General features: G+C 55.6%; 8 protein-coding genes and 1 tRNA gene. 8 read left to right on the forward strand and 1 reads right to left on the reverse strand.

The annotated features are described in order from the left end of the window. Positions 1-5: 5 nt before the first annotated feature. Positions 6-1,607 carry an aspartyl protease family protein gene (locus LAO76_11045; GenBank protein MBZ5491457.1) on the reverse strand — a complete coding sequence of 534 codons (1,602 nt, stop codon included), beginning with the start codon at positions 1,605-1,607 and terminating at the stop codon, positions 6-8. Positions 1,608-1,775: 168 nt separating this feature from the next. On the opposite strand from LAO76_11045, the gene LAO76_11050 reads away from it, so the two are divergent. The 8 genes from LAO76_11050 to LAO76_11085 all read left to right on the forward strand — a co-directional run bounded on the left by LAO76_11050 (position 1,776) and on the right by LAO76_11085 (position 14,780). After that, positions 1,776-1,860, forward strand: a tRNA-Leu gene (locus tag LAO76_11050). A gap of 139 nt (positions 1,861-1,999) precedes the next feature. Further along, positions 2,000-2,446 carry a hypothetical protein gene (locus LAO76_11055; protein ID MBZ5491458.1) on the forward strand — a complete coding sequence of 149 codons (447 nt, stop codon included), beginning with the start codon at positions 2,000-2,002 and terminating at the stop codon, positions 2,444-2,446. A 284-nt stretch (positions 2,447-2,730) separates the two neighbouring features. Continuing rightward, positions 2,731-4,170 carry a tetratricopeptide repeat protein gene (locus LAO76_11060; protein ID MBZ5491459.1) on the forward strand — a complete coding sequence of 480 codons (1,440 nt, stop codon included), beginning with the start codon at positions 2,731-2,733 and terminating at the stop codon, positions 4,168-4,170. 112 nt (positions 4,171-4,282) lie between these two features. Beyond that, positions 4,283-5,647, forward strand: coding sequence for a sigma-54 dependent transcriptional regulator (locus LAO76_11065; protein ID MBZ5491460.1), 1,365 nt, complete (start codon positions 4,283-4,285; stop codon positions 5,645-5,647). A gap of 26 nt (positions 5,648-5,673) precedes the next feature. After that, entirely contained in the window at positions 5,674-8,028 is a 2,355-nt protein-coding gene (locus LAO76_11070) for a CHASE2 domain-containing protein (protein MBZ5491461.1), read from the forward strand. Next, positions 8,025-8,903 carry a FecR family protein gene (locus LAO76_11075; GenBank protein MBZ5491462.1) on the forward strand — a complete coding sequence of 293 codons (879 nt, stop codon included), beginning with the start codon at positions 8,025-8,027 and terminating at the stop codon, positions 8,901-8,903. Before LAO76_11070 ends, LAO76_11075 begins: the two co-directional genes overlap by 4 nt. Before the next feature lie 503 nt (positions 8,904-9,406). Beyond that, a complete protein-coding gene (locus LAO76_11080; protein MBZ5491463.1) occupies positions 9,407-10,744 on the forward strand; it encodes a DUF5666 domain-containing protein in 1,338 nt (445 codons plus the stop codon). Between the two features lie 991 nt (positions 10,745-11,735). After that, positions 11,736-14,780 carry a glycosyl hydrolase gene (locus tag LAO76_11085; protein ID MBZ5491464.1) on the forward strand — a complete coding sequence of 1,015 codons (3,045 nt, stop codon included), beginning with the start codon at positions 11,736-11,738 and terminating at the stop codon, positions 14,778-14,780. The last annotated feature ends 5 nt before the right edge of the window (positions 14,781-14,785 follow it).

The raw sequence follows: 14,785 nt of genomic DNA on the forward strand, positions 1-14,785 counted from the left end.
TCCCCCTATTCGCGGGCTTTCTTAAACTCATACACTTCAAAATTAACCAGCCCGTCGCGATAGTCAATCGCCATTTTCATCTGTACAAGCGTACGAATACCAATGAATCCTGCTATCTCTGTGCCTTCAGAAGCGCTGATGTTGTCAGTAGAGAAAACAGGAAGGTCATGGCTTTCAATCCGCATCTTGGCAAACTGCAGGATCGCTTTCTGTCCGGTCAAAACTTCCTGCACCTTGCCGCTCACCCCTTTCATGGTGTAATCACCGTCCGCGCTGGCTTTAGTCACCTGCGAGGCAAGCTTCGGGCTCATGATGTTGAGGTCTGCGCCGGTATCGAGGATAAAATTTCCCACCGCCTTGTCGTTGACCACCACAGGCACCACAATGTCATGCCCAAAACGATAAAACTTGGTGAAAGACTGCATCTCAGGCGCGATATAGCGGTCCTGGGCCGGATCATCGTCGCTGACGGCATTCGGGTTTTTGGGCAGAGGAGTCAGCAAGACCTTCTGTTCGCGGAAATTCAGCGTGACCAGGAACTTCCTGAAGACGTCCGCCCCAATAAGGCCGGCTTCATCGGCGATATCATTTTTGCTGGAAACCGTGACAACGCAGTTATGAAACTCCACGCTGCCAATGGTGATCTTATCGACCCACGCCTCGTAGCTGAGCGTAGATCCCTGATCTCCGATGCCGCCAATCCGGCTGTCCGCGATCTTCACCGCGCCCGCCTTCTCCGCCAGTTTTCGTCCAATCGTGATTCCCGGCGCACCCGTGTCCAGCAGCAGAATGGCTGAAGCTCGATCGTTAAATTTCACCTGCAGACCGAAGCCCTTGCTGATATTCATGGGGCCGTTGCGATTGATGTCATAGACGCCGGTGATCTCCTTGCCATAGGGCAGTGCTTTCAGTTCAGTGGGCTTAAGCTGGCTGGCCATGATCCAGGGTTGCTTGCCTGCAACGGCGGTAAGATATTTGATCCGGTTGGCGTCGGCGTCAGTGGGATGGTCCCCGGCCGATTTTTTGATTGCCTCAAGCTGCTCCGCATAAGGCAGTGTCTCTACCCAATATTCATAAATCTGTTCATCCTGCGGATCGAGTTCATGCGCCTTGGCGAACGTCTCTTTGGCCCGCTTGTTCATGGAGACCATTTGAAACATGCGGCCCATGCCGAACAGGGCGCGGGCGGAGTTGGCATCCAATTTTAAGGCAGCGCGATATTCAGTTTCCGTATCTGCAAATTTTCCCGCGCGAAAAGCCACGTCACCCGCCGCTGCATGCACCATGGCTGAGTTTGGGACGGCGACAACTGCTTTCTTCGCGGCTTCCTCGGCCTCATCAAGCTTGGACGCGCGCAGTAAGCTGCGGACCAATCCGGCATTCGCTTCCGGTGACGATGGGTTCTTGGCAAGAATGGCCTGGAACGCTGTGGCAGCCTCTGCAAATTGCCTCTTGCTCATCAACAACTGGGCATCCACCAGGGGATCCGGAGCGGCGGCGGCAGCGCTGCGGGCCGCGGGCGGCACGGCAGGCTTGGCATTGTCCGCGGTGGTCTGCGCCGTGGCGGACGCAGCAAGGCATAGGGCGAGCAAAAAACTGGATTTCATGCGCGATATAGTACAACAAAAGGCTAGATTACTTCCGCCAGTTTTTCCCCTTATAAACCACGGAATCCAAACCATCCATACTGGGAATGTTTTTATTATGGCTAGGCTTAACGGGCTTCCTTCGCACATGAACAGCCTCACGATTTACAATACAAATTGCTCACACATGCGAAAGTGGCGGAATTGGCAGACGCACCAGACTTAGGATCTGGCGCCGCAAGGCGTGGGGGTTCGAGTCCCCCCTTTCGCACCAGCAAACTTTCATTTGAATCGCAGCGAGCATGGATGCAAGTCACGCGAGCACGAGATTTTCTTCCGCATTCTCCATGCATTTACGCGCAAAGACCTGGGGTTGAATCCGCAAACCTTCCCAATTTACTATTCCGCTCATCATGGGAACCAGGACCAGAGCAGGACAATTTTTCGTCACGCTATTGGCGACTACACTTTTTATCGCCAGCGCTGCGGCGCCCCAACCCACCGCCACAATCGACAAACCCAAGTCGCGGACTGTGACCGGAGGCTTTTGTCGAATTCTGAGCAACAACACCTTTTCTGGCAACTTTGGCCCAAATAGCTCAATGCCCACGCTGGCCCTGACGATCGGACCAGCTTCCGCAATGGCCGACGCATTGCACGCAAACAAGGCCAACTTTACCGGCCCCGGCACTTATAAGAATGAGATCATTGCGGTCTACCTGGGCAAGACCGCGCTGGAAGATAGCTACATGGGGCTTGGCACAGTCGTTATCAATGCGGACAAGCACTCTGGAACTTTTTCATTGAACGACAAATCCACTTCCGGGCATTTCGACTGCGGCGCTCCACCAGCATCCTGATGGTTCCAAATACCTGGCAGGTGGCGAAGCTGGCCTTATTAACGTCTTAACGTCCTTAAGCCCAATTCCGGGGCTTTTCGCCGACCAGGTACTAGCACCTTTGCCTTCCAGCTCTGGATTGTATAAACCCTGCAAATGTGGTGAAATCTGATACACCCAGTACGTCGTTTGGATACACTTTTGGCTCCAACGAACGGTCCCGACCTGTCTATGTCATTGAAAAACAGGTTTAGGCCGATCACTTGCCTGCTAATAGAGATAACCAAGCACGCGGGCTCGAACACATGAAACGTCAAGCCATCTTCGTCAGGATTATTACGGCCATGCTCGCCCTGGTGAGCACGCACCTTTTTTCCCAGCAGACCCTTTCACAGCAGACGCCCGAACAGGAAATTGCGCAGATCGTCGCGCAAAGCCAGGAGGCGCTAAGCGAGCACAATGAGCAAAAGGCGCTTTCGATTATTCAGCAAGGGCTAATCAAGTTTCCGAATCGCGAAGAACTGCAAATCCAATTGGCGCGCATCTACGTGGAGCAGAAGCGAGATCGCCAGGCGATTGGCTTGCTGAATTCCGTCCTGTTGGCCAATGCATCCAGCCGTAACGCCAAACTGGAGCTGGCACAGATTTTTGGGTATCGGGAGAACTACCGCGAATCTGACCGACTCTATCGCGAACTGCTCGCGGTCGATCCGGATGACGAAACCGCAGCGCTTGGGCTGGTTCACAATCTTGCGCTGGAAGGCAAGCGCGCAGAAGCGCGAGCACAGTTGCAGCAGGCTTTTTCACGCCACCCCACCAGCCTGCAACTGCAGCAGTACAGTGATTATCTGGCATCCGAGCCTATTGAAGGCCAGGCGCGGAAATTCCATCGCGTACAAAACTCTGAATCATTCTTTACCGATACTTCAGGAAACAGCTCTGTTTATTCCAGCCAGGGCGTTGTCTATCAGTTCAGTAAAAACATGACCAGCCGAGTGGGCGTGGAAGAAACATCGCTGTGGAAGACCGGCACCTTCACTGAGACGGTGCTTTCCGGCGCGGCGGACACTCGCCTGCGGCTTGGTAAATATGTTGCCGTGCGTACCAGCCTGGGAGCCGTTCGCTTTGCCGATACCAGCAGCCAGCTTCTTTATGGCGGAGACCTGGAACTCTACCCTCTGAAGGGACTTTATCTTTCTGGTGGTTTCTCGCGATATCCAATTTCGCCCACGTTTGATTCCACCGCGTTCGATCTGCTGGCGCACGGCTGGCACGGCCATCTTGATTACCGCGGACACAATTTTTCCGTCGCGGGTAGTTTTTCCCTGACGCACTACTCTGACAGCAATCATGGCGAGCGCGAGTGGGGAGAAGTGTTGCGCTGGTTCCCATGGCATGACAATCAGTTTGCCATCGGCGGCGGCTACGCTTTTCGCCATATTCATTTCACCAAAGATCTGAATCACGGCTACTTCAGTCCCAACCAGTATCGCAGCCACCTTGGCGCGGCCGGATTCCGCATGCGGCTGGGAAAACATTATCGCGGGGAATATTTGGGCTATGGCGGCGGTGAAATTCTGGAAGATTTTGCCGGCTACTCGCCTGCAGGCGTGGCCGTGATGAAAAACGACTTTTTATTTGGTCCGTGGGACCTTTCCGCGGACTACACCTATTACCACCTCATACAGTCAACCGGCGCTTTCCGCACGAATGCCGTGAGCGTGACCTTGGGGTACAAATTTTAAGGAACAAGTTTTAAAGACATTAGTTTTGAAGACGCAAGTTTTTGACGAAACAAATTTCGATGGATGCAAGTTGTGGCCACAGCCGTGACAGGCTGTAGAAAGGCTCTTTCGGATGTCCGGCAGCGAAAAAAATCGTAACTTCAGAATTCTGGTGGTGGACGACGACGATTCCACCCGCAGCTTGCTCAGCTCCGTGCTGGCCGCGGAAGGTTATGAATGCCTTACCGCGAACAGCGTGGCCTCGGCAGACGTAATCCTGCGCCAGGAGCCGGTGCAGCTTGCGCTGCTTGATCTTTATCTGGGCACGGCCAACGGGCTAAACGTGCTTGACCTCATCAAAGTTCTGCAGCCGCAGTGCGCCTGCGTGATCATGACGGCGCATACCAGCGTTGAGACTGTAACCAAGTCTCTTGGCTCCGGAGCCATTGAGTATCTGGGCAAGCCCTTGCTCATCGATGATCTTTTGACTCTGGTGCGACGGGTGCAGGCCAGCAAACGCGCATCAGGCGAGGCCACAGCCACTGTCGATGAAGGCCCGGAGACATCCATCATCGGACGCACGCCGAAAATGCTGGAAGTCTATCGCGCGATTGCGCGCGTCGCGCCCACGGAAGCCAGCGTGCTGATTCTGGGCGCAAGCGGCACAGGCAAAGAGCTGGTGGCGCGCGCCTTGCACGATCATAGTTCGCGCGCAGACAAGCCGTTTGTGCCAGTAAACTGTGGCGCTCTTCCGGAAAACATTCTGGAAAGCGAGCTTTTTGGCCATGAAAAAGGCGCATACACCGGCGCGGACAGCGCCCGTCCCGGCCTGTTTGAAGCCGCCCACGGCGGCACGCTTTTTCTGGATGAAATCTCTGAAACCAAGCCCGGCTTCCAGGTGAATCTTCTGCGCGCGGTGCAAGAGCAGCAAATCCGGCGCGTTGGCTCGCATAAGTACACGCAGATAAATGTCAGAATTCTCGCGGCCAGCAATCGCGACCTGACCAAGCTGATGACCGAGGGCCGCTTCCGTGAAGACCTCTACTATCGGCTGAGCGTTGTGGTGATCAATCTCCCCGGACTCGAAGAGCGCCGCGAAGATATTCCGCTGCTAGTGCAACATTTCCTGAAACGTTCCAACAACAAGAGCAAGCGCAATATCACCATCACGGATTCCGCAGTAAAGATGCTGACCAATGCGGCGTGGCCGGGAAATGTCCGTGAACTGGAAAATCTGGTGGAGCGGCTGGCAATTTTCTGCTCGTCCGGTGAAATCGGCGTGGCCGATGTGGAGCGTGAACGGCAAATGGTACGCACCAATGGCCTTCCCGACAAGACTCCACCTTCTTCACTGGAAGACATGGAGCGGCAGCACATTTTGCGCGTGTTGCAGGAGCATGCGGGCAACAAGTCCAAGGCCGCCCGTGCCCTGGGCATTGAACGAAAGACTCTGTACCAGAAGGCACGCCGGCTGGGGATTGATCTGATGGTCGGCTGATTGCAAGGAATTCATTGGGTTCAGCGATGAAGTTTTTCTCCAATTCGAGGCACGCAAAGCCCATCCCGTGGGGCCGTTGGATCAGGCTCAACGCGGTGTTGCTGGCATTGGTGTTCCTTGTGGGCCTGAGCTTTCCCGTTTCCACGCTGAGCCAGAAGCTGAATGACTTTTTCTTTCGCGTGCGGCGTCCGCTGCCGACTTCGACTCAGGTTGCGCTGGTGTTGATTGACGATGCCACACTGGAGCAGCATGGACGCTGGCCGTGGCCGCGCGCAGAACTGGCTAAGCTGATCCGCGCCGTGAGCGCGCAGAACCCAAAAGCCATTGGCGTGGATGTGCTTTTACCTGAGCTTGAGGACGAGCAGAATGATTCCGCGCTGGCCAGCGCCATACAGTCCGCTCCCAACCTTGTGCTGGCGGCTAAAATTTCCACGTCGCCCACCGGCAATTTGTGGATGGATCCGCTTCCCCGCTTTGCGCAGGCCGCTAAAGGCGTAGGGCACGTACAGGCAATCATCGACTTTGACGGCCTCTGCCGCAGCATTCCCGTGCAGGAACCAAGCGCGGACGGAGTGCGGCCAGCGTTTGCGCTCAAGCTGGCTGAACTGGCCAAGCCGGGAGTGCTCCCCAAAAAAATTGTCCTCGACACAAACTTGCCCGGCGTCGAACGCATGGCAACGCTGCCGCCTATGCTTATTGATTATCGTCCGCAGTTTGAGCCGGGAGAGTCGAATCCGCCTTTCGTCGTGGTCTCGGCAGGCGATCTGCTGGCTGGGAAGGCCGCGCCGCAACTGGCGGGCAAAGCTGTATTAATCGGCTTTGGCGGAATCGACATCAGTGACCGACTTATCACTCCCGTCAGCAACCAGCTTCCGATGCCTGGCGTGGAGATCAACGCTAATGTGGCAGACATGGCTTTGAGCGGAAGGATCCTGTCACAGATTGGCAACTTCGGCCAGGTCACGCTTTTAGTCTTGATGAGCGTCGCTTCTCTCTGGGTGGTAGTGCGATATCCGGGCGTGCGCGGACTGCTGGTTCTCGTCGGCATGCTCGCTGGCGTTTATGTGGCAGCATATTTCCTGTTTGCGGATTTTCACCGCCTGCTGGCCTATGGCCCATTGTTGGTCGCCGGTGTTTTGGCTGCGCCAATCGCGCAGCTTGAGAATCTGCTAATCGTCGATCGCGAAGTCACGTCGCGCCTGCAGCAGCTTCGCCACGCTATCAGTCCTCACTATGGACAGCTCAAGCCAGCGCACCCCGGCGACGATCTCGCCAAATGGCCCGCCTCTGACCGGCTGCATTGGAAGCTGGCTGCGCTTAAAGACCTGCAAGCGGAACTGTCGTCGCTCTATTCCTTTAACCAGACGCTGCTTGAAACCATGAATGAAGGCCTTGCCGTTTATAGCGCTGACGGCGCGCTGCTTTTCAGCAATGAAACGTGGAAAGCGTTTTGCGTCCGTCATTCACTTACGATGGACAAGCTTTCGGGCGTAACGCAACTTGCCGGTGGATGGCAGGAACTGGCGACATTGTCTCCGCAGCCGGCATCCTGGGCGGAGAATGAAGTGTCGCTCGATGAAGAGTTGTGGCTCTTCCACGCGGTCCGGCTGCCGTGGACTTCTTTTGCTGAAGCGGGCGCTCTGCTGTTGATCGCAGAAGACATCACGGCCCGCCGCCAGCGTGACCAGGCACGATCCGAGGCCCTGAGTTTTGTCACGCATGAGCTGCGCACTCCGCTCATCTCCATTCAGGGTTTTTCTGAATTGCTGATGCGCTATCCCAACTCTCCGGCAACGCGTGAAGCTCCTTCTACCATCTTTCGCGAGACGAATCGCCTGGTAGCCATGATCAATACGTATCTTGAAGTCCTGCGGCTGGATGCTGGAGCGCGGCCATTGCGACTGGCACGCACCAGCATCAGCACCATGGTGGAGCATGTGCAAAAAGTGGTGCAGCCGCTGGCTGTGGCAGCCAAGATCACGGTCCGGGCAGAACTGGATTGTGATGATGGATTTGTGCAGTGCGATGAGACCCTGATCTCCGGCGCTCTGCTCAATCTGGTCAGCAATGCCATCAAATACGGAGCCGGCGGGACGGAAGTCCTCATGCGCGTGCATTCTTCCGGCGACGAAGTCCAGTTTGAAGTGCAAAACTCCGGCCCGGTGATACCGGAAGCCGAATTGCAGCAATTATTTGAACGCTTTTATCGTCCCGCCCGCAGCGAATCCATTCCCGGGTGGGGCCTGGGGCTAAGTTTTGTCCGCCGCATCTCACAGCAACACGGCGGAAGGGTCCATGTAACTAGCAATCAATCTGCAGGCACCACGTTCGCATTTACACTGCCGCGCGGCGCCTGTGAAGTCTCTGAGGTGACACCATGAAAAACAAATCGATTTTTTCGCTCATCGGCTTAGTGCTGTTTTGCGCGGCTGCCGTAGCCCAGGAATCGCAGCAAGCGGCTACCGCCAGCGCGCCTTATGCCGGAGCTACAATTTCCGACTTCAAAGGGAAGGTCAGCATACAGCTTCCCGCACAGGCGTTTGCAGCGCCTGTTCGAGGCGAAATCCTGCCCCCGGATACGACCGTGAGCACAGACGAGGGACGCCTGCTGCTGAAGCTCTCTGACGGAAGCGACGTGCTGGTGCGCGCCCACACCAAGCTCTTGTTGAAGCAACCGGAAGCCAGCGGCTGGAAATATTTTCAGCTCCTGATGGGCCGCGTGCGCACGCAGATTCAAAAGCGCATGGGCGGATCGCCGGCTTTCCAGATCGGTACGCCCAGCGCGGTCATTTCCGTGCGCGGAACAAAGTTTGACGTTGAAGTTGACCGTCGCGGCTTCACTGAAGTTGACGTGGATGAAGGCGTGGTGGAAATGGAAGCCGTGACGGGCCGCGGCCAGTCCGTGCTCATCACCGCAGGCTTCTCCAGCCGAGTAGGCATGGAGGGCGGGCCGGAAGCGCCCCGACCCACACAGGATTTGCGTCCGCAGCTTGACCGCCCCAGCCGCCACGACAACGGAAGTACGTCGAGTGACGATGACGATCCCATCAAGAGCCTGCGCATCGCTGACCAACGCGATCCAGGCGACCACCACGGTGGTGGCGATCCAGACAGCGGCGGCCATTCGTCTGGGTCGGGGGACGGAGACCATTCATCCGGACCGGGTTCTGGATCCGGCTCCGATGGCGGTTCGGGATCTGACGGCGGCAGCGGCGACCATCATGATCACGGTGGAAAACCGCCGGAGCTGATTTAGTCGAACCGCAATTTACCAAGCAGCCTCTGACTGCGGCCGATGTTCAGATTCGAGGACAAGGCCGCAGTTTTTGTTTGTCCACCGAGTTGCACGTGAACCTGTGTCCGGAAGACACGCTTTCCGAGTTGGATTTACTCACCAGCGCTTTTCAACAAAACCAGAGTTGCTGAAACTAAAGGGTTTAGTAACGGTCCCAAATTGGCCCTTCGACTGCATTATCCCATCGCAAGTCAGCATAGATTCCCCTGTGCTACTTCGCCACTGAAAGGAAAAAAGGTACAAGCCTGAAAAGCTTTCCCCAAGCTCTGAACTCTGCCGCTGTTGCCGCGCATGTTCCGCTGCATCGTCGCACCAGAGGTCCGTTGTCTTGGCGAATACCCGGGCATGTACAAGGGAGCGATGATACGACGGAGTCGCGCCTCTATCAGGACGATGTTCATAGTACTCTACTAACACAACGCCACTCGATCGAATCCTCAGACATTTTTATTCTTGGAGGCCCAATGAAACGGGTTTATTTGTTCACACTACTATGCGTGGTGTTTGCTTTGTTGCTGACAGGTTGCGGAGGCGGTGGTACCACCAACCAGGTTTCCACGGGTGCGGGACAAGTCGTCCTGCAGACTGGCGACGCCCTCAATGACCAGATTGCAAAGTTTGAGCTCAACATCAGCTCGATTACCCTTACCGGCGTGAGCCCAACTGCGACCACAGCGAATTTGCTGGCAAAACCAGCCGAAGTTGAATTTTCACATCAAGCCGCCACTTTTGAGCCGCTGACCCTGGCTAACCTGCCGCCAGGCACCTACAACGGAGCCACCATCACCGTAACCGGCGCTGAAGTTGTGGTGCTCAATGCCGGCGTTCCAACAAAAGTTCCAGCTACAATTTCCAGCGGCACAGTGTCCGTGACCTTCGCTAACATCACCGTCACGACGACACCGCTGTTCCTGAACTTTGATCTTGATCTGGCAGGCTCCGTGGTCTTGAACGGAACGCCGATCACTTCAGCCACCATTACTCCCAAATTCAATGTGACTTCAGCTGCCACGCCGCCGGTCGGCAATGAAGGCAATGAAGATCACGATAACGGAGAAATGGACGACGTTCACGGCAGCGTGAAATCCATCAGCGCTCCAAATTTCACCATCACCACCAATACAACTGACATCACGTTTGCCACCGACGCGAACACCCGGTTCAAGGATGGCATCACGCAGTTGTCTGACTTGAAAGTTGGCGACATTGTTGAAGTTGACGCTATCACCAAGAGCGATGGCACCAAACTGGCGACCAAGGTCGAAAGAGAAGGTCCCCAGGCTGGTGAAGAAGTGGAAGGTCTGATCTCGGCACTGGATAATCCGCTGACAAAGATCACGGTTATCCATCAGGAAGACTCAACCGGCAACTCCAACTCGCCCGTTACAGTTGATATCGGCGTGAATGCCAGCACAGTTTACAGCGTGCGCGCAGACAAGCTGAATGTTACCGCTCCGGCGTTTGACGCAACCCACATTGGCAAAGGCCAGCGCATTGAAGCTGATTCCAGCACCAGTGCTCCTGCCGTCCTGGCCAACAAGGTCAAGCTGCGCGAGCAGGCCTTGATCGGTACGGTTGCGGCTTCACCGGCTCCGACCGCTTCAGGCTTCACGATCACTATCAGTCCAACGTCCGCCTTCGGTACTTTGAGCGGCGCGACCAGCGTGGCGGTAACGTTCGCCAACGGCGCAACTCTTAAGACGACTCCTGTGGCTGGAGCCACCATCCGCGCACGCGGCCTGGTGTTCTTCAACGCCGGAACTTATTCGATGATTGCGGTCCGCGACGACGACAATCACTAAACAGTGTTCCTCTACCCCTCAAACCTTGACGGCCTGTTTGCGCAGGCCGTCGTTTTTTTATGTCGCTTCGCTCCAAACCGCTAGTGTGGTGTCTCAAATACCTACAAAGAGTTGGCCTGATACTTGCTTGCCCAAAAGATTATTCCGCGCAGCCGAGGGCGGCTGCGGTCCACAATGATTTGTTTTATTGCATGCATTGTCGAGTTATTTCAGAGACACCACACTAGAGAGCTTTCTGATTGGGAACATTTGTCGGCTCCTGATGCAGCGGGCTCGCCGCTATTCCAGTACTTGGTATTTAGTACTTAGTATTTGACGGACCAAGCCCACTCAATAGGCAAATCATTGTGTCCTTCTCTGGAATGCGACCCTGCCTGGCAGGGGACATTCTCTTCGGGCGCCTTCGACTTGTCCTCATCCGCCGTTGTCGGCACTCCGCGCTGCGCCAGTACGGCAGGGCAGGGGACATTTTCCGGTTGCGCCCAAACGTCTTGCCTGTCTCTTGTCTGTCCCTGTTTTCCCTAGGCGAATAAAATACGATACAATCACACCCGGCGATAAGTGTTTTTAGGTGGCTCTGCTGCCCAGGCGGCGGCAAAAATGGTCTTTCAAAAGTAAGTAGATCGGTCTTAAGTCCCAGCAGTCAGGACCGTTTTGTCTGTTACCCAAAGAGTGAAATCGGCAATCGGAACAGCTGAAAAATTGAACGCGAATTGCAAGTTGCTCTCTAACACCCGTATCATTACCCGCTTGGCCCTACATAAGGAGTGTGTCCGCTATGGTCCTCCGCAGTCGTGTGTTTGTTTTGGCATTGATCTGTCTTTTCACCACCGCATTTGCCCAGTCACCCAAGAACCCTCAGACATCTGAAGACAAGCAAAACAAGAAGCCTGCCGGCGCTCCGGCTAAAAGATCGGCCACCAAGACAGTGGCTCCGGCACAAACACCGCCGCCCGCAACGGGACAGATTGACGAAAAAGTTTTTGGCGCGATGCGCTGGCGACAGGTAGGGCCATTCCGTGGCGGGCGCGTACTGGCCGTGACCGGCGTACCGGGCGAGCCAAACGTTTTCTATTTTGGCGGAGCTTCCAGCGGCGTATGGAAGAGCACTGATGCGGGCACGAACTGGCAGCCGCTGTTTGATAGGCAACCTATTGCCTCGATTGGCGCGATTGCTGTGGCGCAATCTGACCACAACGTGATTTATGTAGGCTCCGGCGAAGCGTGCATTCGCGGCAACATTTCTTACGGCAACGGCGTTTACAAATCAATAGACGCGGGCAAGACGTGGAAGAACGTTGGCCTGAAAGATACGCAGCATATCGGTGCGCTGATAATTGATCCCAGAAATCCTAATGTGGTTTTTGTGGCTGCGCTGGGCCACGCGTATGGGCAGAATGAAGAGCGCGGCGTCTTCCGCACGACTGACGGCGGCGTTACGTGGCAAAAAGTCCTATACAAGGACAACAAGACTGGGGCGATCGACGTGGTGTTTGATCCCAACAACGCCAACACGTTATTTGCGTCGTTGTGGGAGGTCTATCGCAATCCCTGGAGCCTGAACAGTGGCGGTCCCGGCAGCGGACTGTACAAATCCACTGATGGTGGGACCACGTGGACGCACATTGAGGGACACGGCCTGCCAGCGGGAATCATGGGGCGGATTGGCGTCTCGGTTTCCGGTGCAGACTCAAACAAGGTTTACGCGATGGTGGAATCAAAAGAAGGCGGGTTGTATCGCTCAGACGACGGCGGCGATAACTGGATACGCATGAATGAAGATGGCCGCCTGCGCCAGCGCGCATGGTACTTCAGCCATATCTTTGCCGATCCAAAATCGGCGGACACGGTTTATGTGCTGAATACCGGAATGTTCCGCTCCACGGATGGCGGGCGCACTTTCAGCCTGCTGCCCGCGCCGCATGGCGACCATCACGGGCTGTGGATTGATCCTGACAATCCTGATCATTTGATTAACGGCAATGACGGCGGCGCAACTGTTTCACTCGACGGGGGCCGCACGTGGTCCACGCAATACAACCAGCCGACGGCGCAGTTCTACCACGTGATTACCGACAATCGCTGGCCGTATTACATCTATGGCGCGCAGCAGGATAATTCCACCATCGCCATTAAGAGCTATGACGATGATGGGGTGATTGGCCGCCAGGATTGGTATGCCGTGGGCGGCGGCGAGAGCGGATATATTGCGCCGTATCCACCTGATCCGAATATTACATTCGCGAACGCTGAGGCATTTACTTCGCGCTTTGATAAGCGTACGGAGCAGGTGGTGGACATATCAGTCTGGCCGCTGGATGTTTCCGGCAACGGCGCGGAGAAATTGCTGCATCGCTTCAACTGGACATCGCCACTCATGATTTCACCGCACGATCCCAACACGCTGTATACCGCGAGCGAGATGGTGTTCAAGTCCACCAATGCAGGACAGAGCTGGACGGCGATCAGCGGCGACCTGACGCGCAACGACAAGAGTAAACAAAAACCATCCGGAGGGCCGATTACGCTGGACATTACCAGCGTTGAATATTACGACACGATCTTTGCGCTGGCGGAGTCGCCGCTTAAGAAAGACACAATCTGGGCCGGCACAGACGACGGCCTGATCCAACTCACTACCGATGGCGGCCAGCACTGGGCCAACGTGACACCCAAAGACATGCCGGAATGGAGCATGATCAGCATCATTGAGCCGTCACATCACGATCCCAATACCGTGTACGTTGCCGTTGATCGGCATAAGTTTGATGATTTTCGTCCGCTGATTTTCCGCACCAGGGACAACGGCAAGAGTTGGATCCTGACGGCCAATGGAATCCCGCAAGGTTCATACGTTCGCTCCGTAAGGGAAGACCCCAAACGCAAAGGCCTGCTCTATGCGGGAACGGAAACCGGCGTTTACTTTTCCGTGGATGATGGCGGCCATTGGCAGCCGCTGAAGCTGAACCTGCCGGCAGTGCCAGTTCATGATCTCGAAATTCATGGCGATGACCTGATTGCCGCCACCCACGGGCGCGCTTTCTGGGTGCTGGATGACATTACTCCGCTGCGGCAGCTGGACTCAGTATCCTCCTCGGCAGAGATGGTCCTGTTTAAGCCGGAGACGGCGTTGCGCCTGCATTTGCCGACTGACATTGAGCGGCGCGGGCCAGTAGGGGACAATCCGCCGCCGGGAGCGATCATTAACTATTACTTCAAGACTGCGCCGAAAGATGAAGTAAAGCTTGAGATTGTTGATTCGGCTGGCAAAGTGGTTCGAACGCTTTCCAGCAAGGAAAAGAAAGGCGACGAGCAGCCGCCAGAATGGCCCGACCAGGTGAAGGAAGTCACCACGATTCCCGCCGCAGCCGGCATGAATCGATACGCTTGGAACCTGCGCTGGGAGCCGCCGGTAAAAATTCCCGGAGCGTTTTACAGCGACATCGGCCCGCAAGGCCCACTGGTGCAGCCCGGGCAATACACCGTGAAGCTGACATCGGGGAAGCAAAGCGTTTCACAGCCGCTGGAAATTGTGATGGACCCGCGGACTAAAAACATCAATCCTGACGATCTGCGCAAACAGTTTGAACTGGCGGCACAGGTGAACCAGGCGAACAATGATTTGCATCGCGCGGTGAACCAGGTGCGAACCATGCGAGCTGAAATCAAGACCGTCCAGCAGCGATTTGACGATGATCCGAAAATGAAAGCTTTAATTGAACAAGCCGCCGCGCTGGATAAGAAAATGGCTCCGGTTGAGGAACATCTGATCCAGGTAAACATGAAGGGATCAGAAGCGAACCTGGCATTCCCTAACATGCTGAATGAGCAGTTGGATTCTTTCAGCGCCATTGTGCAAGCGGGTGACAGCGCGCCCTCTGCGCAGCAATATGAAGTGTTCAAGATGCTGCGCAGCCAACTGGACGACCAACTGGCGGCATGGAAGCAGCTTATGTCCACGGATGTGCCGGCGTTCAATGAAGCCATGAAAAACAGCAATACGCCGGCGCTGTACTTACCGCCGGAAGGCGAGTAAAGTGT

It is taken from the genome of Terriglobia bacterium, from assembly GCA_020072645.1.
Lineage (GTDB): Bacteria > Acidobacteriota > Terriglobia > Terriglobales > Acidobacteriaceae > Angelobacter.